General features: G+C 70.9%; 15 protein-coding genes and 2 pseudogenes. 4 read left to right on the forward strand and 13 right to left on the reverse strand.

What is annotated here, in order from left to right; genetic code table 11:
- Positions 1–25: 25 nt before the first annotated feature.
- From CR470_RS10985 to CR470_RS40435, 4 genes and pseudogenes are all read right to left on the reverse strand, one after another.
- Positions 26–1,267 (reverse strand): helix-turn-helix domain-containing protein, encoded by a 1,242-nt coding sequence (locus CR470_RS10985; protein WP_179892214.1) that lies wholly within the window; start codon positions 1,265–1,267, stop codon positions 26–28.
- 56 nt (positions 1,268–1,323) lie between these two features.
- Positions 1,324–1,833, reverse strand: a complete 510-nt coding sequence (locus CR470_RS40430; RefSeq protein WP_257138564.1) for a DUF6000 family protein — start codon at positions 1,831–1,833, stop codon at positions 1,324–1,326.
- Positions 1,834–2,064: 231 nt separating this feature from the next.
- Positions 2,065–2,286 carry a CPCC family cysteine-rich protein gene (locus tag CR470_RS10995; RefSeq protein ID WP_306667795.1) on the reverse strand — a complete coding sequence of 74 codons (222 nt, stop codon included), beginning with the start codon at positions 2,284–2,286 and terminating at the stop codon, positions 2,065–2,067.
- A 416-nt stretch (positions 2,287–2,702) separates the two neighbouring features.
- Positions 2,703–2,854 (reverse strand): annotated as a pseudogene (locus CR470_RS40435) (type II toxin-antitoxin system RelE family toxin); the annotation flags it as partial.
- Positions 2,855–4,775: 1,921 nt separating this feature from the next.
- On the opposite strand from CR470_RS40435, the gene CR470_RS39480 reads away from it, so the two are divergent.
- The gene (locus CR470_RS39480) at positions 4,776–5,180 is read left to right on the forward strand and encodes a response regulator transcription factor (protein WP_179892212.1); all 405 of its coding nucleotides are present in this window, start codon (positions 4,776–4,778) and stop codon (positions 5,178–5,180) included.
- A gap of 23 nt (positions 5,181–5,203) precedes the next feature.
- Here the strand turns inward: CR470_RS39480 and CR470_RS11010 are convergent, their stop codons facing one another.
- From CR470_RS11010 to CR470_RS11050, 9 genes are all read right to left on the reverse strand, one after another.
- Complete coding sequence (locus CR470_RS11010; RefSeq protein ID WP_306667796.1) at positions 5,204–6,238, reverse strand: Gfo/Idh/MocA family protein; 1,035 nt, start codon at positions 6,236–6,238, stop codon at positions 5,204–5,206.
- On the reverse strand, positions 6,235–7,641 hold the full coding sequence (locus tag CR470_RS11015; protein WP_097867399.1) for an NDP-hexose 2,3-dehydratase family protein: 1,407 nt from the start codon (positions 7,639–7,641) through the stop codon (positions 6,235–6,237). Before CR470_RS11015 ends, CR470_RS11010 begins: the two co-directional genes overlap by 4 nt.
- Entirely contained in the window at positions 7,638–8,945 is a 1,308-nt protein-coding gene (rfbH, locus tag CR470_RS11020) for a lipopolysaccharide biosynthesis protein RfbH (protein WP_097867400.1), read from the reverse strand. The genes CR470_RS11015 and rfbH overlap by 4 nt, the downstream gene beginning before the upstream one ends.
- Positions 8,942–9,934: a dTDP-glucose 4,6-dehydratase gene (rfbB, locus tag CR470_RS11025; protein ID WP_097867401.1), complete on the reverse strand. Its 993-nt coding sequence runs from the start codon at positions 9,932–9,934 to the stop codon at positions 8,942–8,944. Before rfbB ends, rfbH begins: the two co-directional genes overlap by 4 nt.
- Complete coding sequence (locus CR470_RS11030) at positions 9,931–10,998, reverse strand: glucose-1-phosphate thymidylyltransferase (protein ID WP_097867402.1); 1,068 nt, start codon at positions 10,996–10,998, stop codon at positions 9,931–9,933. The genes rfbB and CR470_RS11030 overlap by 4 nt, the downstream gene beginning before the upstream one ends.
- Positions 10,999–11,134: 136 nt before the next feature.
- A complete protein-coding gene (locus CR470_RS11035; RefSeq protein ID WP_097867403.1) occupies positions 11,135–12,286 on the reverse strand; it encodes a DegT/DnrJ/EryC1/StrS family aminotransferase in 1,152 nt (383 codons plus the stop codon).
- A 46-nt stretch (positions 12,287–12,332) separates the two neighbouring features.
- A complete protein-coding gene (locus CR470_RS11040; RefSeq protein WP_097867404.1) occupies positions 12,333–13,637 on the reverse strand; it encodes a nucleotide disphospho-sugar-binding domain-containing protein in 1,305 nt (434 codons plus the stop codon).
- Positions 13,638–13,659: 22 nt separating this feature from the next.
- Positions 13,660–14,310: a class I SAM-dependent methyltransferase gene (locus CR470_RS11045; RefSeq protein WP_097867405.1), complete on the reverse strand. Its 651-nt coding sequence runs from the start codon at positions 14,308–14,310 to the stop codon at positions 13,660–13,662.
- 231 nt (positions 14,311–14,541) lie between these two features.
- On the reverse strand, positions 14,542–15,276 hold the full coding sequence (locus CR470_RS11050) for a class I SAM-dependent methyltransferase (protein WP_257138566.1): 735 nt from the start codon (positions 15,274–15,276) through the stop codon (positions 14,542–14,544).
- A 314-nt stretch (positions 15,277–15,590) separates the two neighbouring features.
- Here CR470_RS11050 and CR470_RS11055 point away from each other — a divergent pair, with 314 nt between their 5' ends.
- The 3 genes and pseudogenes from CR470_RS11055 to CR470_RS11065 all read left to right on the forward strand — a co-directional run.
- On the forward strand, positions 15,591–16,736 hold the full coding sequence (locus CR470_RS11055; RefSeq protein WP_179892213.1) for a hypothetical protein: 1,146 nt from the start codon (positions 15,591–15,593) through the stop codon (positions 16,734–16,736).
- A complete protein-coding gene (locus CR470_RS11060; RefSeq protein ID WP_097867406.1) occupies positions 16,733–19,276 on the forward strand; it encodes a lantibiotic dehydratase in 2,544 nt (847 codons plus the stop codon). The genes CR470_RS11055 and CR470_RS11060 overlap by 4 nt, the downstream gene beginning before the upstream one ends.
- Positions 19,273–19,859: pseudogene (locus CR470_RS11065) on the forward strand (hypothetical protein); the annotation flags it as partial. The gene CR470_RS11060 and the pseudogene CR470_RS11065, both read left to right, overlap by 4 nt.

The raw sequence follows: 19,859 nt of genomic DNA on the forward strand, positions 1-19,859 counted from the left end.
GTCGGTTTCGGTCGTGGACCGGCTGTCAGTCGTGCGCGGGGGCGAGTACGCGTGCCAGCGCGGGCTGCAGATCACGTACGGCGCGACTGCTCCGGAACCGGGAGAGCTCCCGTGCGAGACGCCGGACATCGCTGTTCACCGTCGCTGAGGGCACGGTCGGCATCACTCCCAAGAGATCCCCGGCGATCGCGCACGCGTGCTCGACCTCCCCGGAGGCGGCATGGGCCAAGGACCGGCGGAAGCCGTACCGGGCGCGGGTGCGCAGCGCGTGCGGCGGGAGGCGGCGGTACTCCCGGTCGAGTACCTCGGCGGCTGCCTTGGGGCGGCCGAGGTCGTGCAGGCACCAGCCGGTCGACATCGCCGCCGGATCGCTCACATGGGAGGTGCCGATTACGGGCTCGGCGCCGCTGCAGGTGTCGTCGCTGCCGAGTAGTTCCCGCGCCTTGTCGAGGCTGCGGAGGCAGTCGACTTCGTTCCCGATAAGCGCGTGCCCCTGGGCCTCTCGTTGTGCCGCGAGTCCCCGGATGCGCGGCGGGAGTTCGCTGCCTTGGGCGCGGCGGGCCAGGGCGACGGTGCCGGCGCCGTCCCCGCCGTACATCGTGATCAGGGCGCGACGCACCAGTGCGTAGAAACCGAGGTGCGGGTCACCCCCGGCGCGTGCTATCTCGGCGGCCTCGCCGGTCCAGCCGAGTGCTGCGTCGCTGTCCCCGGCCTCCTGGGCCATCCAACCGGTGAACTCTGCGAATCGCGAGGCGAGCAGGAGCGCGGGGGTCCGAGAATCGGGCTGGGCGTCGGCAGCCAGCCCGGTGATCATGCGGGTCTGCGTCTCCAGCAGGGGCAGCAGGACCCTGGGCGCGGTGGACTGGCCGAGTTTCCGCAGTTGGTCGAACTGCAGGCGGAAGGAGGGCAGGAGGGGGTCATCGGTGGAGGACACCGCCTGACCGCCGAGTGTCAGGCCGAGGTCGATCAGCGCTCCCGTACCCGCTGAGAGGACCGCCCGGCGCCCGACGAGCCAGCGGCTCGGCCCGGCGGTGCCCGAGTCCGAGCCCGCCTCGGGACGGGTGACCAGGCGATGCAGTTCGCCGTCCGCGCCGAGGAAGGCATCGCACCGCCGGGCCAGTTCGGGGGACGCAGAACGTTCCCCGCGCTCGACCTTGCTGAGGTGCCCCTTGTCGTAGTTGAGCGCCACGGAGAACTCGGTCAGAGTTAGACCCGATTCCACTCGTAAACGGCGGAGTTCTGGGCCGAAACTGGAAGTCGTGCTCATCATCAACCTCCCCTTCAATACTGATCGCGAGAGCCGTAAGCCCTCACGGGAAGCCGTCATCGGACGACCACCGGGCGGCACGGAACCCGACGGTCAACACCTGCTGTGACGGCGTCGTTTCGGTTCGCATCCGAGAGCGAGTTTGGCATGAGGCGCGCCTGGAGAATCGAGGTTCGGGGGTGTTGCCCGTTGCCTCTTTTGTGCTCCGTTGTTCCCTGTCCATACATCGGAGTGACCGGGTCGACGACGAGCGCGGCGACGCGATCGGGAATGACAGGATGACGGGCGGGTCCAGCCATGGGCGAAGTCACGGTGGAGGCCCGTCCAGCGGTGTTGCTCGGCAGGGGTGTAGCCGGTGTGGTCGCGGAGGTGGGCCAGGGCGTTGACCCACTGGTTCCATGGGCCGTCGGGCTCGGTGAAGCGGCCGGCGTAAGGGTGCCGAGGCGGAGGAGGGCGCCGAGCACGGCGGGCTGGTCCTGGCGGAGGTCGGTGCGGGGGAGGCAGCGGTCGAGGCTGGTGGTGAGGGTCTCGGCGTCCCCGTGGGTGCCGAAGCGGGTCAGGGCCAAGCAGTAGACGCTGCCGGAGTAGCAGAATTCACTGGCCAGGAGCAGGTCGCCGATGCGTTAGCGGAACGTGGCGCGTCGGCCTGGGCCGGTCGAGTCGTCGAGCTGCTAGATGAGTCTCTCGATGTGGGTGGTCCCGGCGCCAGAAAGTGGGGAGCCGCCAGCAGAGTACCGAGCTGTCGTCGGGCCACGGGGTGCGGTCCTCGTCTTGTCAGACCTCGAAGGAGTCGCGTGTCAGATCGATGGGGCGCCAGGCAGAGGGTCGAGGAGCTCGTCCTCGGCTGGAAGACGGACGTACCGCTGGCCGTGTTGGTCGCAGGCTCCGAAGTCCTGGTAGTTGCGCTGGGCCTCGAGCAGGGAGACCTTGTTCGTTCCGCCGCCCATGGTCGGCCAGCGGAATTGGACCCCGTCGTCCTCCCAGAAGCAGACGGGGCAGATCTCGTACGAGCCAGGCATCGCGCCCAGCACGCGGTGCCCGCAGCACGGGCAGGGGTAGGAGTCGCTTACCTGCGCAGTTTCGTCGCAGGTCCCGCCTGTGTGCCATCGATTTCTATGCCTCGGGGCCCCGCCCCAGTCCGCAGCCAGTCCGCAGCACACCCGTAAACGGTCGTCGGGCGCCAACGTATGCCAACGAAGAAATCCCAGGTCAGAGCCCTGGATGAGGCTCCGCCGCAGGTCAGGATCAGTCCGCAGGCGTTCCGCTGCAACGTGTAGCGCGTTGAAATGTCGCGGGCTATGCGCCAAGCACGCAGGTCGGAAGGGGTCCGCCTCCTCGGAGGCGGACCCCTTCGTTTTTCCTTGCCGGATGAGTGCTGGATATTCTGACTCTCCCGCAGGGCGATTCATTTGTCGTGGATCGTGGAGCAATACGCGACGCGGTGGTGCTCCGGCTGGGAAACGCGTGCGGTGGTGTTGAAGCCGAGCGGATCGATTTCCGTTCCGTCAACTTGGTCAGGACGCGGAGCGCGGTGTCGCGCGGGACCCTGCGGAGGTCGGCTCGGACTTCCGGGTGGAAGACGGCGCGCGGTACTCACTCACCTCGCGCCGACGTCTCCTTTGTTCATGGTGGCGAGGGTAAGGGGCCGCCGACGCCGGTTTCTTGGACGAATCGGACGCGCCCTGCGGACCGTCTGCCCTGCGGACCATCTGCCCTTGGGTCCGTCCGACCAGGTCCTCCCGCCCCCGGCCGCGGCCGAGTCGCTGAGGTGTTCGCGACCCCGCTTCCTGCCGGGCGTCGGCCGGGGCCCGGGCGCCTCCGGGGCGGGTGGCGTCGGCACCATGGCGGCGGGCAAGGTCCTTCTTGTCTCCTCCTGCGAAGAAGCGTCCCACGAGCGGGCGTTGGCGCTCCGGAGTGCCATGACGGGCTGCGGGCCCCTCAGGCGTCCTCGCGTTCGACGGCCGGGGCGTCGCAGTGGCCGGTTTGTCCTCCCCGCGCGGGTATCGGGGCCGAGAAGTGCGGTTGCACGTCGCCGGAGCGAGGGTGACGACCGGGTGTCAGAGGGCCGTCGCGGACACGTGCGCAGGCCTGTGAGCTGGGGCGAAGGGCACTCCTCCGCAAGTCGCCCCTGAGGTCTTTACTGAACCTAGACCAACCTCTTACTTTTCCTTGCACTTGGCCGGGATTCACCTTTACGCTTCCGAAGAGAGCGATCGCATGGTGAGACATCGAAGAGCGCAACCCAGGTCTCTGTGTTTTCGTGAGGCGATCCGAATCTCATCGCTGGGTATGGCCGGCGGGGCAGTAGGCCGATGGCCTGGAGCGAGTGTTGGGGTGGGCATGCTGGTGGTCGTTTGCTTCGGGGGCGCCGCGTCGACGCATGAGGGCGCTGACGCGTGTGGCTTGATTCCGCTGGGTGGCTATGGGGTGATGAGCCACGATGGTCCGGATATTGAAGGCGTTTTACCGGTGCGGCACGCCACGGACGTCGTGCGCGGTTTCGACGGACCGTCGACCGCGCGCGGGACCGGCGAGCCGATCGGGGCCGGTGAGCTTCCCTTCGGCCTGTCCGGACGCCGGTTCCGCGCCCGGGCCCCGCGCCCCTCGACGGCGGCCGTCCTGAGTGCGGCTGCGAGCCCGGCATCCCGCGCCGTCGACCGGAACCTCCGTCAACACTGCGACTGGCAGCGGCAGTTACGGCGGCCGTCAACGATTCCCGATGACCGGCAGCGTCGGGCGTCACGTGATCGGCGAGTGTCGTGTCCTCGCCGAACCCTGCTCCGTCACCCCGTGCCGCCGCGTCACCCGCCCCGCGTCACGAGCGTGCGGAGGGCCTGGAGCGCGGCCGGCGCCGACCAGGTGCGATCGCTCCACCAGAGGCATGAGTGAGGGAGAGCGCGCGAGCCGGTCTCCGGGTGACGCGGGTTTTCGCTGAGCAGTTCCCTCGGGGCGAAATATCTTGTGCAAAAAATCCGTATTCGGTACGGCATCCCGCCACATCGAGGCCGCGGTCAGCTATGCGTCCGCAGAAATTTCCGGCATGTTGGCCTCTTCTTGATGACGTTGGCCCCCTCCTGGTGTAGGTATCCGGGGAGCGATCGAAGTCTTTCGCAAGTTCACGGTCGAGCATATTATCTAAGCGACATCCAGGGGATCTTTCGCCCAGACCGACCGGTTTGCCCTTGACGTCCGCACCGCTGGCCTGACCAGGCCTTCCGAGCGGCTCAAGGAGTAAAGCCTCATGTTTACGCACGAGGTGTGACCTGGTGGAATTTCCCTTGAATTGACGCAAAACGGGGGAACGGCAATGACTACACGTATTCTCGTCGCGGGTGATCACGTCATATACACTGAAGCGCTCGCTGGATTGCTGAATCAGATTCCCGGATTCCGGGTGGCGGGGGTCGTGGGCTCGCACCGCGAATTGGTCCCCGCGATCCGCAAGGCGTCCGCCGGATCTCTGGTTCTGGGCGGAGTGACTCCGAACGTGCTGGAAACGGTTCACGAAGTGCGGAACCACGTGCCCCACTGCGGGATCACCCTCATCACCGAACAGCCCGGGCAGGTGGCGCTGGTCAAGGTGCAGGAATCCGAGATGGTGAGCGTCATCTCGCGAGGGGCGCGGCTGAACCAGCTGATCGGCACCATCCGCAGCATGCAGGCGAGACAGCAGGACCTTCGGGGGAGCGAGAGACCGGAGGACGCTTCACGCCCGGCCGCGGGCCTCCTGAGCCAACGCGAGCGTGACGTCCTGCGCTCCACGGCGACCGGAGCTTCCGTCAAGGAGATCGCCCGCGAGTTCTATCTCGCCCCCGGCACGGTGCGGAACCTGACCTCGTCGGCCATCAAGAAGCTCCAGGCCCGCAATCGGTATGACGCGGCACGCATAGCGGAAGAACTCGGCAGTATCTGAGCCGGATTCCCACCCCGCCGGGATCATGACCCGGTGGTGTTCGCCGTGGGAGCCCGCCCGGTGCGCAGAGGTTCCTGAACCCCCCGGTCAACGGCTGAGCAGCTGAGGTCGATCGCCTCCAGCAGTTCCGCCTGGCGCTGGATCTCCGGTGCCGGACGCGCGCGGGTACGGACCGCGTGGGCGAAGGCCGTGACGGCGTTGCCCGCCTGGTCGTCCGAGGGCAGGGGGAGCCGCGTCAACACCCCGGCCCGTTCCAGCTGGAGCACCGGTTCGTGATCGGCGGGCGGGGTGAACGCCCGGTCGACCGTGAGTCGTCCCGTGCTGCCCCAGAGCGTGTACGTACTGCGGTAGGTGTGGTCGAGGCCGTAGCTGAGCTGGAGGGCGAGTCCGTCTCCGCCGTCCAGCAGCGCCGTACCCGCCGTGTCCACCCTGTCCGACGGGTCCCGCCTGGCGGTGGCGCCCACCAGCCGCGGGCAGGGGGCCGACCTCAGCAGGCCGAGCGCCGCCCGCAGCGGATACACGCCGAGGTCCCACAGGGCTCCGCCGCCCAGAGCGGGGTGGTAGCGGATGTCGGAGGCCGGCCGGCGCGGCACGGTGAACGCCGCGTCGAAGGCCTGGAGTCGTCCGATCGCCCCGTCGGCGACGTGCCGCATGACCGCCCGGTGCTGGGAGTGGTGGACGAACAGTACGTTCTCCACCAGGGCCAGGCCTCGTGAGCGGGCCAGCGCGCACAGTTCGGCGGCGTCCGCCCCGCTCATCGCGGCGGGCTTCTCCACGAGCACGTGCTTGCCCGCGAGCAGCGCCGCACCGGCCCACCGCGCGTGCATCGATGCGGGCAGCGGCAGATAGACCGCGTCCACGTCGTCGTCGGCCAGCGGCTCGGCATAGTCGTCAGCGGCCCGGCAGTCGTACTCCCGCGCCAGCTCCGCCGCCCTGGCCGGGTCCCTGCTCGCCACGGAGACCACGGTGACGTCGGCGGACGCTCTGAACGCGGGCAGCATGCGCCGCCGGGCGAACTCCGCGGTGCCCAGCACCGCGATCCGTACGGGCCGGTTCACGACAGGCTCGCAGCACCGGAGTTGAGCACGGCGAGCAGCGTACGGGCCTGGACGGTGACCTGGTGGCCCCGGCCTGTCAGGGCGCCGAGCTGGCCCGGCGTGATCCAGAGGTAGTCCGGCGGCGGGCTGAGCAGGTCGCTGTCGTCGACGCCGTCCACCGACACGAGGAGGCAGTCGTTCTCGGCGTACAGGAACCGCCCTCCTTCCTCGGAGAGCACCGCCGCGTAGCGGACGCGTGAACCTTCGGCCGCCAGTACGAAGTCCGCGTACACCGGGAGGTGACCGCGGTCGTCGGGTGTGTAGCACACGGTCGGGCCGACCTCGACGGTCTGCGACAGCCCCGCCTCCGCACGGGCGTGGACCAGCAGATGCGGCACGCCGTCGAAGTGGCGGAACAGGAACGCGCTGACTCCGGGGCCGCACGGTTCGAACAGCGGCTGGGTCCAGCTGCCCACCTCGCGGCCGTCCGCCTCGACCGCGACCGCGACCACACGGAAGTGGCGGTCGTCGGAGTGGCGGATGGCCTGTTCGTCCCGGAGCCAGCCCCGCACCCGGGCGAGCTGTACGGGCTCGGCCCGCAGCCGGGAGCGGGCACGGGCGTCACCGAGCCAGGACGACACCTCGGCGTCGGTGTGCCGGGCCGGCTGCGGCCCTCCGGGGGTCGGCAGGCAGGCCAGTACCGTCCTGGTGTCCATGTTGACCACGTTGTCCAACCGCAGGAGCTCGCCGATCTGGCCGAGGGTCAGCCAGCGGAAGTCCGGTTCGGCGGCGGGGTCCTCGGCGACCTCTTCGGCTGTCTCCACCACGATGTTGCGGTTCGACTTGTACAGGAACCACTCGCCGTGTTCGGACTGCAGCGTGTCGGTCAGCGGCCGGGCACGGCCCGGCTCGGTGAAGAACTCCAGGAACCGCACGCCGGAGCCCCCGTGCACCCGCTGGTAGTTGCTCCGGGTGGCCTGCACGGTCGGTGACAGCTGAATCTCGTCACGGTTGCCCGGCTCCATCTTGGCCTGGGCCAGGAAGTGCAGTACGCCGTCGAACTCCCGGGCGAGGAGGCCGAGTACGCCCACCTCCGGCTGCATCATGACCGGTTGCTGCCACGGCTCCCGGGCCCGGTCCCCGTTGTGCACGCGCATGCCCTCGACGGTGAAGAAGCGGCCGCTGCGGTGGACCAGGTTCCCGGTGTCCTCCTGGAACGACCAGCCGTCCAGCTCCGCGAACGGGATGCGCCGGATCCGTGTGCCGTGGACACGGCGGCGTTCCGTCAGCCACGCGACGATCTCGTCCGTCGTGCTCCGGGCGCCGGTCGCCGGGTCGGTGGCGTCCACGGAGCGGGCGATCCGGGCTTCCAGTCCGTCCGGCCCGGCCTCCGTGTCCTGCGGCCGGGAGCTGTCGATGCTCACCGACGGCCTGCCACGAACTCCCGCACCGAGGCGATGACGTAGTCGGTCATCTCGTCGGTGAGACCCGGATAGACACCGGTCCAGAACGTGCGCTCCGTGACGATGTCACTGTTGGTCAGTTCGCCGACGACGCGATGGGGCTGCTGGTGATAGGCGGGCTGGCGGGTGAGGTTGCCCGCGAACAGCCGGCGCGTACCGATCTTTCGCTTCTCCAGGAATCCGGTCAGCTCTCCGCACGTGAACGGGGCGTCGGGCCCCACCGTCATCACGAATCCGAACCAGCTCGGGTCGCTGCCGTCCGTCGCCTCCGGCAGCAGGAGATGACGTACGCCGTCCAGGCCCTCACGCATCCGCCGCCAGTTGTGGCGGCGCGCCGCGATGAACCCGTCCAGCTTGCGCAGCTGTGACAGGCCGAGCGCCGCCTGCAGGTCCGTCGACTTCAGGTTGTAGCCGACGTGGGAGAAGATGTACTTGTGGTCGTAGCCGGCCGGCAACGCGCCGAGCTGGTGGTCGAAGCGCTTCAGGCAGGTGTCGCTGTGGCCCGGTTCGCACCAGCAGTCCCGCCCCCAGTCCCGCAGTGATTCGACGATCCGCGCGACCTTGAGGTCCGAGGTCGTCACGATGCCGCCCTCGCCCATCGTCAGATGGTGCGCGGGATAGAAGCTCACGGTGCTGACGTCACCGAACGTGCCGGTCAGCCGCCCGCGGTAGGTGGTGCCGACCGCGTCGCAGTTGTCCTCGACGAAGACCAGGCCGTGGTCCGCGGCGAGTTGGGCGATCTCCTCCACCTCGAACGGGTTGCCGAGGGCGTGCGCGATCATGATGGCGCGGGTCTTCGGCCCGATGGCGGCGGCGACGCGGTCGGCGGTGGTGTTGTAGGTGCCGAGTTCGATGTCGACGAAGACCGGCACCAGGCCGTTCTGCAGGATGGGGTTCACCGTGGTGGGGAACCCCGCGGCGACGGTGATGACCTCGTCGCCGGGCAGCAGCCGCCGCTCGCCCAGGAGAGGGGAGGTGTAGGCGGTGAGTGCCAGCAGGTTCGCGGAGGAACCGGAGTTCGTCAGATGGGCCTTGCGGCGCTTCAGCAGCCGCGCGAACTCCGACTCGAAGCGCTTGGAGAGCGGCCCGGCGGCGATCCGCAGATCCAGGGCGGCCTCCACCAGCGCCGCACGGTCGTCCTCGTCCAGGACCGCGCCGGACGGCCAGATCTCCGTGGTGCCCGGTACGAACTCTCCGGAATCACGCACACTTTGGTGGTGCTTCCTGGCCTCTTCCAGGACCCGTGCCCGGTGCTCGTGATTCACGACCGGCCCTCCTTGTCCCCGGCCTGGTCCTTCGCGGCCTTCCACCACGCCGTGTTCTCCCGGTACCAGTCGACGGTGGCGGCCAGCCCTTCGTCGAAGCCGACCTGGGGCGTGAACCCGAGCTCGGTACGGGCTTTGGACCCGTCCAGCGAGTAGCGCAGGTCATGTCCCTTGCGGTCGGTCACATGCCGGATCATGGAGCGGTCCGCGCCGCACAGGGCGAGCAGGTGCTCGGCCAGGTCGACATTGGTCAGCTCGTGGCCGCCGCCCACGTGGTAGATGCCGCCCGCGCTTCCCTTGGTCAGCACGAGCTGGACGGCCCGCGCGTGGTCGTCCACGTGGATCCAGTCCCGCACGTTCCGCCCGGAGCCGTACAGCGGGATCGGCTCGCCCTCCAGGAGGTTGGTGGTGAAGCGCGGGATGGCCTTCTCCGGGTGCTGGTAGGGGCCGTAGGTGTTGGAGCAGCGAGTGATCGACACGTCGAGCCCGAAGGTGCGCCAGTAGGCGCGTACGGTCAGGTCCGCCGCCGCCTTGGAGGCCGCGTAGGGGGAGTTGGGCAGGAGTGGCGACTCCTCGTGCCAGGAGCCCTCGGCGATGCTCCCGTACACCTCGTCCGTGGAGATGTGCACCACCCGCTCCACCCCGGCGTTCAGGCAGGCGTCGAGGAGGGTCTGGGTGCCCACCACGTTCGTCCGGGTGAAGACGGCGGGTGCGTCCAGGGACCTGTCGACGTGCGACTCGGCCGCGAAGTGCACCACGGCGTCGTGTCCGGGCAGCAGTTCGTTCAGCAGCGGCGCGTCGCAGATGTCGCCCTTGACGAGGTGCAGCCGGGGGTGGCCGATCGGGATGTTCTCGGCGTTGCCCGCGTAGCTCAGCTTGTCCAGCACGGTGACGTCGGCCCGCTCGTAGCCCGGGTACCCCTGCGCCAGCATCGTCCGGACGTAGTGCGAGCCCACGAATCCGGCCCCGCCGGTGACCAGGATCCTCATCGGGTTCCTCCTGTACGGGCGCCGTTCGCGGCCAGTTCCTGGGAGAGGGGCACCGGGGGTGAGCCGGAGCCGATCCGCATCGCGCGGCCGATGAGTAGGTCGCTCGCGCCGGTCCGTCCCGTCACCCACGCGTCGTCCATCACGATGGAGTTCTCCAGTTCGGTGTCGCGCAGTACACAGCCGCTGCCGATCGATGTGCCCGGTCCGATACGGCAGTCCTCGACGAGGGAGCCGGGGCCGATGATCGCCGGCCCGGTGATGACCGAGCGCAGCACGGTGGCGCCCGGGGCGACGTGCACCGGGCCGGTCAGGCGGCTGGCGGCGTCGGCCGTTCCGTGGATGCCGCGCGCCAGGGTGCCCAGTAGGCGCCGGTTGCAGTCCAGCACGTCCTCCACGCGTCCGGTGTCCTTCCAGTAGCCGGTGTACTCCCCGGCCGTGACCGGGGCCCCTCGGTCGACCAGCCACTGGGCGGCGTCGGTGATCTCCAGCTCCCCGCGTGCGCTGGGCGCGATCGCGGCGACCGCCCGATGGATGGCGGGGCGGAAGAAGTAGACACCGATGAGTGCCAGGTCGCTGAGCGGCAGGCGCGGCTTCTCCACCAGCCGTCGGACCCGGCCCCGGGCGTCCAGCTCGGCCACCCCGAAGGCGCGGGGGTCGGCGACCTTGGCCACCACCAGGTGCGCGTCGGAGCGGCGGGCCCGGAACTCCTCGGCCGGCCCCGCTATGCCGTCCTGTACGACGTTGTCGCCGAGGTACATCACGAAGTCGTCGTCGCCGAGGAACGGACGGGCGAGGGCCACGCAGTGCGCCAGGCCCAGCGGCCGGTGCTGCGTGAGGTAGGTGATCCGGGCGCCGAACCGCGATCCGTCGCCGATCCGTGCCGCGATGTCGGGCCCCCACGCGCCGACGACCACGCAGATCTCCCGCACGTCCAGCGCGCGGAGGTTCTCCAGTACGTGTTCGAGCACGGGCTGGTTGGCGACGGGTATCAGCTGCTTGGGCATGGTCTCGGTGAACGGCCGCAGCCGCGTCCCGAGTCCCCCGGCGAGTACGAGCGCCTTCATGGGCGTTCCTCCCGTGGAGCGGTGCGGGCCGGGGCGCGCGGCGCCCGGCCGGACGCGTGCGCGTACGCACCTGGAACGGCTGTCTCGTCGATGCCCACAGGCGGGCGCCTCCCTCGGTGATTCCCGTCGGCGTGCGTCAGGCCCCGGCCAGGGCCAGGTGGTGAGTGACGGCTTCGCGCAGAGCGTTCGCCACCGTCCGGGTCTCCGCGTCGCTCAGCGCCTGGTGGAGGGGGAGCAGCAGCGTGCTGTCGGTGGCCCGGTCGGTGCCGGGCAGGTCGGTGGACTGGGCGCCGTAGGCGGGCACCCGGTGCAGCGGTGGGTACTTGAAGGTGGTGTAGACGTCCTGGGCCAGCAGCGTCGCCGCGACCCGGTCACGGATGAGCGGATCCAACTGGACCCAGTAGAAGTAGTAGGAGGAGCGGTGCCCCTCGGGCAGCGGGGGCGGCAGCCGCACGCCGGGGGTGTTCGCGAGCAGGCTGTCGTAGGCGGTCGCCACCTCGCGCCGGCGGGCGACGTTGGCGGGCAGCCGGCCGAGCTGCACCGTGCCGATCGCGGCGGTCAGGTCGTTGCCTATGACGCGGCGGCCGAAGCTCCGTACGTCGAGTTCCCACCACCGCTCGGACACCTTCGCGTGGCCGAAGCCGCTGGGCTGCTCCAGACCGTGGTAGGCGAGGACCCGGGCGCGGCGCGCGAGCTGCGGATCGCGGACGTACAGCATGCCGCCGTCACCGGTCACCAGCACCTTCATCGCGTCGAAACTCCAGAGGGCGATGTCGCCGAAGGTGCCGCACGCCTTGCCGTCGGCCGTGGAGGCCACGGCGCAGGCCGCGTCCTCGACGAGCGGGACCCCCCGCCGTCGGCACAGGGCCGCGATCTCCGCGATCTCACCGGGGTAGCCGCCGTAGTGCAGCACGATGACCGCCTTGGTACGGGGCGTCATGGCGCGCTCGACGTGCTCCGCGGTCGGGTGGAGACCGTGGGGGTCGACGTCGCAGAAGACGGGGCGCGCCCCGGTCACGGCGATGGCGTTGGCAGCGGCCACGAAGCTCACGGACGGCAGGACCACCTCGTCGCCGGGGCCCAGGTCGAGCAGCTCGGTGGCGAGGAAGAGCCCGGCCGTACCGGAGTTGAGGAAGAGCGTCCGGTCCGGTTCGACCCCGAGGTGGTCCGCGAAGCGTGCTTCGAACTCGGCGGTGCGGGGTCCGTGGCCCAGCCAGTTCGAGGCGAACACCTCGGACAGGGCGAGGAGTTCCGCCTCGCCCAGGCTCGGCTGGAAGACGTTGATCACGCGGTGGCTCCCTGGCGCGGTTAAGGACGATGGGAAGGTGGCGGGTTCAGTCCCGGCTCTGGTGGTGCCGGGTGAGGCGCTCCAGGACGGGGACGATCTCGCTCGGCTCCGGGGCGGTCAGCAGGTCCGTGTACAGCTCCGCCGCGGCGTCGCGGAAGGACGGCGCGGTCATCAGCCGGGACAGCCCCGCACGCAGTTCGGCGCCGGTGTGACGGTCGACGCGCACCCCCGTTCCCACGCCGCTCTCGGAGAGGAACCGGCCCGTGAGCGGCGCCTCCATGGGGTAGCCGGGGTCCATCACGACGAACTGCGGGATCCGGTTGACCAGGGCGGCGCCGAACGTTCCGTGGCCGCCGTGGTGGATCACCGCCGAACAGGTCGGCAGCAGTTCGGTCAGCGGGACGTAGTCGACGGTCCGGACGTTGTCGGGTATCCGGTCGGCCACCGCGAGCTGGGAGGCGTCCAGGGTGGCGACGGCCTCGACGTCCAGGCCGTCCACCATCTCCAGGACGCGGTTGACGAGCAGGGCGCTGTCCCGTCCCCAGGCCCGTATCGAGGAACCGAGGGTGATGGCCACCCGCGGTCGTGCGGGCGGTTCCCTCAGCCACTCGGGCAGCACGGCCGGTCCGGCGTAGGGCTGCCAGCGCACCGACACGGTGCGCTTCCTGGTGGGCAGGCGCATCCGCTCCAGCACCGGGTTGACCGTCCACTGTCCGAACAGCAGCTCGTCGGTCATGGGGAGCCCGTAGCGCTCGGCCATCGGCCTGACCGACGAGGTCATCGGCTCCTCGGGCATGAGGGCGTCGCCGGAGAGCCTCGTGCACCGGGTGTACTGCTCGTGCGCCCAGCCGAACAGGTCCGGGCCCCACAGGATGCGGGCGTGGGCCGCGCCGGACACCTGGGCGGCCACACCGGCGGCCGGCATCGTGGGGTCCCACAGGACCAGATCGGGCCGCCACGAACGGCAGAGGCCGACCAGGGCGTCGAGGGCGTACTGGGGTGCGTCGGCGGGAGCGCGCTCCGGTTGGAAGTCGCGTATGGCCGGCAGCATGTAGTCCCGGAAGTAGGTCCACACGTACCGCTCGTAGCTGTCCAGATCGAGGGACTTGGTGATGCTGACGAGGTCGGCGTACGTGTCCGGAGAGAGGGGGCGGCCGGCGCCCAGCGGCTGCGGCAGGGTCTGCTCGTCGCTGAGCGACACCCCCGAAAGCCCCGTCGCGTTGATCGTGTCCAGCAGCGACGGGTGGGAGACGACCCGCACCTCGTGGCCCGCGTCGCACAGGGCCTTGGCCATCGGCACGCTGGGGTAGAGGTGGGCCGCGGCGGGCCAGGTGCAGAACAGGACGCGCATCGTCGTCTTCTCTCCGACCCGCTCAGACGCGGGTCATGGCGGCGAACCAGGCCTGGGCGGCCCCAGGGTGGAAGGCGACGTCGAGTTCGGCCGCTTCGAGTGTGTCCACGCGCCATCCGGCGCCGGTGAAACTGTCCCGGACGGCTTGCTCGGGAACGCGTCGCGGACCCCAGGTGCCGGGCTGCCGGTCGCTGAAGCACATCAGGAAGCAGCGCCCGCCGGGCGGCACGACGGAGGCCATGCTGCGGGCGACGAGGGGCCGGTACTCGGGGGCGAAGCAGTGGAAGAGCCCGACGTCGATGAGCGTGTCGAACTTTTCGCCGAGCGCTGCGAGGTCCAGGGCGTCCCACTTCAGGAAGCGCGCCTTCAGGCCGCGTTCCCGCGCTTTGCGCGCGGCGAGGGAGATCGCGCTGGGGGCGGCGTCCACTCCCGTCGTCTCCAGGCCGTGTTCGGCGGCCAGCAGGGCGTTGTCGCCGCTGCCGCAGCCGACGTCGAGCACCCGGCCGCGGAGCGCGCCCTCCTCGGCGAGGCGTACGAGGACCGTCTGTGGCCGGTTGATCTCCCAACCGGCGCCCGGCGCGCCGGCGTAGTGACGCTCGAAGACCTCCACGCCGCTGTCGGCCGGCAGCTCACGCGCGCCGACCCCGGCGATCTGGTCCGACGGCTCGCTCATGGTCTCCCCCCGGAATGTGCGGTCGATCCGCCGACGGCCCCGGGAGGGGCCGTCGGCATTCTCCGCGGAAAACTAACGCACGCCTGGGGCTTGCGGGATCGAAGTGAAGGGGGCTGTGACACATATCAGGAACCTGCCTCGGCGCCTTGCTGTCGCGGCGCGGATCTGTCAGGGCTCCCGGGGGCGGCACCGGGCCCTCGGTGAGGGGTCCGGACGGCGGGTGGTTTCCCTCTACGCGCGAACCCCGATGAAAAGCCCTCTGCCGTTCGGCCAGTCGGGAAGAAACTCCACCGCACAACCCGCCTGCCCGAAGGCGTCCAGGTATTCCTCCTGGGTGAACAGTGAATACGTCTCGAATGCGGTGAACTCACGGATACCGGAGGTCTCGGCGACGGTATAGCGCACCGTCATCCGGCTGATGCGTCCGTCCCGCACGGAGTGCGACAGCCGGCTGACGGCCCGGCCCTCCTCCTGGGCGAGGGAGGCCGAAATGAACCCGTCGATGAACCGCTCCGGAAACCACCAGGGCTCGGCGACGAGCACGCCGCCGGGCGCCAGATGACGTACCAGGGTCGCCGCGCTGCGACGAAGCTCCTCGACGGTGCTCATGTACCCCAGGGAGAAGCACATGCAGAGCACCGCGTCAAAGGTCCGGCCGAGCTCGAACTGCCGCATGTCCCCCTCGTGTACACGGGCCGCCGGGACCCTCCTCGTGGCTATCCTCCGCATGTCGGGGGAGAGTTCGACGCCGGCCACGGTGCCGAAGTGTCCGGCGAACCGTTCCAGATGCGCACCGGTGCCGCAAGCGACATCGAGCAGCGAACCCGCTTCGGGGCAACGCTCCCGGATCATCCGGGCGATGCCGTCCGCCTCGGCCGACCAGTCCCGGCCCCGGGCCGCGTGGACGAAATCGTAGATCTCGGCGTGTTCCGTGCTGTACACCGTCGAAGGGATCGGCGTATCCATCGTGATGCTCCGTCCATTGCGGGGAGACCTCGGCGAGCTGTCCGCGGGAGCCAAGGTTCTATCATCCCGGCGGGCCGGCCCGGAGGGCGCCGACGCCGCCCGGTACGGCCACTTCTGCGGGCCTTCGGCCGTTCACCGTCCTCGGACCGCGCCACGGCGGGCGGTTCGGCGGCACATGACAGATGTCAGGTTCCCTCCGTTGCTCGTTGTCCGCGGCCCGGCGCGGCGGCATTGTGAGCTCTGCCGACCGCGTCACACCACGTCAGACGGCCGCCATCTCCGCAACGCCTTCCGATCATGAACGGGTACGCAGCGTGATCACAGACACAGCAGCCGCCGGTCCGGACATGTCCGAGGCGGCGGGGGTACGGCTGTACTCCCGGGTGCCCATCACCCCACGCTGGCTGGCGCGGACCGTGCTACCGGTCAGCCGCCGCCTCCGCGAGGACCACCGGGCCGCCCTTCTCCACCTGCGACGGGGCTGGCTGTACGGTCCGCACGTCGACATCGTCGCCCGGAGCGTGCCCGGGCGGCCGCCGCTCGACTGGGAGGGGATCGGCGCCGCCCTCGACGCCGGTCCGGCCGAGGGCCCGGCCGTGACGGACGAGGAGACGTATCTCGCCCAGGCCCGTGAGATGGGCCGGCTGGAAGGTGTCGCACCGCCCTACCTGCCGATGCGTGAGCACGGTGCCACGGAGGTGCTGAGCCTCTCCTCGATCGAGACCTGGCCGCAGCCGCTCCAGGATCTGCGGGAACTGGCCCTGGACCAGCTGGACAGGCCGCTGACCACCACGGTCGAGCAGCTGGCCGGGGAGCCGCGCGAGGCGCCGGTACGGGTCATGGAGGCGTTCGCCGCGCTGGCCGCGGCGCACCAGCACGGAGCCGGGAACGGGGCGTTCTCGATGCGCTCGCACGCCGAGGCGTTCTTCGCCTGGGCGGCCGCCCGCAAGGACCCCCGCCCCGCCTTCACCCAGCGGCTGGCCGCCGACGCCCCCCGCCTGCGGCCCGTCGTGGAGCGAGCGCTCGCCGGCACCCCCGATCACGGGACGGCGGCCTGGGCCCGTGCGTTCGCCTATTCCATGGGGGCCTTCGACGCCACGGTCTCCCACGGTCTGCTGACCCTGGACGACATCGACGGCCTCGGCGCCGGCTTCGACCTGGCCACGATGGGCCCGCCCGGCGGGGACGGCCGCGTGAGCACCGAACCCAGCGCCTTCCACCGCACGATGGACGAATCCGGCGTCGTCGCCTCGCCGCCGCAGTGGTTCGCCTCCTACCGGCTGCTCGTCAACCTCTTCTACCAGCAGCTGCCGCTGCTGGGCGTACCGCCCATGCACCGCTACTACTTCTGCTTCGCCGTCGCCGAACTGGTGGACGACGTCCTCGGCTCCTCCTGGCAGGACAGGCTGGAGCAGACGCGACAGGAGATGGCGCAGGCCACCGCCGGGGCGGCGGAATGAGCGACACCGCGGAGCCCCTGTGGATGCTGCGCCTCAACCCGCTGCGCCGCAGAAGGCTCGCGGACCCCGGGCTCCTGGCGGCGCTCCGCACGCTGGACGGGGCCACGACCGAGGTGCGCGAGCTGGCCGACCAGTGCTCCGACGCGCTCTACGAACTGATCGGCGCCACCACCGACCGGGAGGAGCGCGGGCAGCTCATCGTGCTGCGCCGCGCCATCCACAACGACACCGCCCCACGGCCCGCGCTGCTCGTCGACCACCCACTGGTCGGCCGCTGGTGGGAGGCCCGGCAGCGGCGGGAGACACTCGCCGCCGACGTGGTCGGCCACTACCCGCGGGCGGTGGACGCCGAGCGCGGGACTCTGGCCGGGCTGCTGAGCGACGAAAGCCTGCGGCACTCGATGACGCTGGTGGCTCCCGACGCGGCGGCAGGCGCGGGACGGTACATGGCGGCCGTCGCCGCCGCCGAGCCCGTTCCCACCCGGCTGCGCAAGTCCGAGCGCGGGCTGGTGCAGTACGTCACCCGGGCCATGATCCGCACCAGCCCGATGGCGCGCTTCACCGCCATCGGACTGGCCGTCCCCGGACCGGACGGACCGGGCCCGGACGCCCCGGAGTTCGGGCGGGTGGTGCCCTTCCAGGGGCTGGACCGCGTCATGCTCGACTACGTACTGGGCGGGCTGCACACCTCGGGCAGCGAACTCACCCCCGACACCCTGCTCCAACTGCCGCCCACGTCCGACCTGTCGGCCGACGGCGACATCCTGTACTTCCTGCAGCCCGGAGCCGACGGCGAGGTGCGCCGCCTGTCGGCCAAGGTCTCCGGCGCGGTCGGACTGCTGGTGGCCGCCGTCGACGTCGGCCCACGCCGCGCGGCCGACGTCGCCGCGGACTTCGCCGCACGCGCCGGCTGTACCGCCGAACGGGCCTGGCAGGCCCTGGCGCGTGCGGTGGGCGCCGGCATCCTGTGCACCCGCAGCCGACCGGAGGACGGCGCGGCCGACTTCCCGGATCTGCTCGATCCCGCCGGCCAGACCATCCCCGAGACGGCCCGGAGACTCCTGGAGCAGACCGGTACCGAACTGCGCGGGCTCGCGGACAACTCCGCCGACGAACGGCCCGAGTCGATGCGCCGGCTGCGCGACACCCTGGGCGCGCTCAGCCGCGAGGCGGGACGGCCGGCGCAGATCCTCATCGAGGAGGACGCCGTGCTGGAGGACGTCCGGCTGTCCACCGCCGACTGGCGGGGCCGGCTCGACGACCTCGCCGCCGGAGTGGCCCTGCTGTCCGTCTTCGACTGGATGCACGACATACGGGCGTTGCTGTCCGCCGTCTTCGTCGAGCGGTTCGGCGTCGGCGCCGAGGTCTCGCTCCGCGACCACGCGGACTATCTGAGCGCGGAGACCTACCGGCGCGCCTACCGCCTCCCCGAGAACGGGCCCCCCGGCGAACTGGGCCCGGCCGACCGCTCGCTGGACCGGCTGTACGCGCTGCGGGCGAACATCGTCGAGACCGCGATCGCCGCCATCGACCGGGCGGTGGCCGCCGACGAGGCCGTCAGCTGGAGCGCCTCCCAGGCACTCGACCTGACCACGGGCCTGCCCGACCGCTTCCGGACCGGCGACCTCCGCTACGGCGTGCTGACCCAGACCTGGCAGCGGCGGCTGCTGTTCAACGAGGCCTACGCGGGCCACGGCATGCTCTACGGCAGGTTCCTCGGACCGGACCGCGCGCTTGGCGGGCGTGCCCTGCCCCACTTCCGCGAGCAGCTCCGCGCCCGCTACGCCGAGCAGGACGGGCGGCTGGCCGAGGACCCGGGGCTGCACCGGCTCAACGTCAACGCGCACCCGCCGGTGCTCCCGGACCGGCTGGGGCCGGACGACTGGTTCCGGCTGCGCCTGCGCCACGACCCGGACACGGACACGCTCGGCATCCGGGACCCCGACGACCGCCCGCTGCACGTGCTCTCGCTCGGCACCGGGCACCCGGAGAGGCTCCCGGCACCGCTCCGGCTGGCCAACTGGCTGTACTCCGGCGGCGTGCTGCGCGAACCCTTCGTGGCGATCCGGCACGCCGAGCAGCAGTGGGACGGCGTCCGCACCCTGGCCTGCCCGCGCTTCCAGGTCGGCTCGGCCGTGCTGGCCCGGCGCCGCTGGTACGGGGGCCGGGAGCTGGACGAGGCGGTGGCCGCGGGGCCCGCCGAGCACGACCGGCTGCTGGCGCTCGCCCGGTGGCGGAACCGGCACGACGTGCCCGAGGAGGTCGTCCTGAAGCCGCCGCCCGGTGACGCCTCCGGCGAGGGCCAAGCCTCCGGTGAGGGCCAAACCACGGGCGAGGGCAGGAAGAAGAAGCCCCAGTACGTCGATCTGGCCAGCGCCCTCAGCGTGCGTGTGCTGCCCCGGATGGTGGAGCGGGGCGAGGCGGCCTACGTGGAGGAGGCGCTTCCCCGGGTGGCGGACAGCCCGCACGCCCTGGAGTGGATCGTCGACATCGGCCGCGCTCCCGGCGGCCCCTTCCAGTACGGAGGAAAGACCCGATGACGCTACGCGCGCGGCCCCATCTGCACTATGCGCCCGTCTCGGAAGGGCTCTACATCAACGGCCCCCGCACCCAGTTCGTGATCAGCGGCCCCCAGCTGCTCTACCGGGTCGCCGACACCTGTGTGCCGCTGCTGGAAGCGGGAACCACCGAGGACGAGCTGGTCACCGCCCTGGGCAGCGAACGGGCCCGGCCCGTCGTCCGCCGGATCGTCGACGAGCTGCGGGCCCGCGGCCTCCTGCTCGACCAGGACGCGCTGACCGTGCCCGAGCCGTCGGCCGAGATCCGTGCCCGCTACCCGGAGGCCCTGGCACACCTGGAGACGGAGTGCGCCGACCCGTACGCCGTGTTCCTGCGGCTGCGCACCACCGAGGTGCTGCTGTGCGGTCCGGCCGATGCCGTGCTGCCGGCCGCCCGCGGACTGCACCGGGCCGGGATCACCGGCCTCACGCTGGCCACCCCGGACCCCGACGAGGCCGCTGCCACCGCCTCCCGGCTGGGCCTGCGGCTGCTGGCGCTCGGCGACTCCGCGCCGCTCCCGGGCCCGGGGGACCTGCCCGTGCCGCCGGACGCCGCCCTCTACTG

This window comes from Streptomyces sp. rh34 (genome assembly GCF_002551245.1).
Lineage (GTDB): Bacteria > Actinomycetota > Actinomycetes > Streptomycetales > Streptomycetaceae > Streptomyces.

Bases quoted from the DNA above. Each gene is read 5' to 3' on its own strand.
- CR470_RS11040 (WP_097867404.1), bottom strand. From the start codon at position 13,637: ATGCGCGTCCTGTTCTGCACCTGGCCCGCCGCGGCCCACCTCTACCCC.
- rfbB (WP_097867401.1), bottom strand. From the start codon at position 9,934: ATGAGGATCCTGGTCACCGGCGGGGCCGGATTCGTGGGCTCGCACTAC.
- CR470_RS11045 (WP_097867405.1), bottom strand. From the start codon at position 14,310: ATGAGCGAGCCGTCGGACCAGATCGCCGGGGTCGGCGCGCGTGAGCTG.
- CR470_RS11030 (WP_097867402.1), bottom strand. From the start codon at position 10,998: ATGAAGGCGCTCGTACTCGCCGGGGGACTCGGGACGCGGCTGCGGCCG.
- CR470_RS10995 (WP_306667795.1), bottom strand. From the start codon at position 2,286: ATGCCTGGCTCGTACGAGATCTGCCCCGTCTGCTTCTGGGAGGACGAC.
- CR470_RS11060 (WP_097867406.1), top strand. From the start codon at position 16,733: ATGAGCGACACCGCGGAGCCCCTGTGGATGCTGCGCCTCAACCCGCTG.
- CR470_RS10985 (WP_179892214.1), bottom strand. From the start codon at position 1,267: ATGAGCACGACTTCCAGTTTCGGCCCAGAACTCCGCCGTTTACGAGTG.
- CR470_RS11050 (WP_257138566.1), bottom strand. From the start codon at position 15,276: ATGGATACGCCGATCCCTTCGACGGTGTACAGCACGGAACACGCCGAG.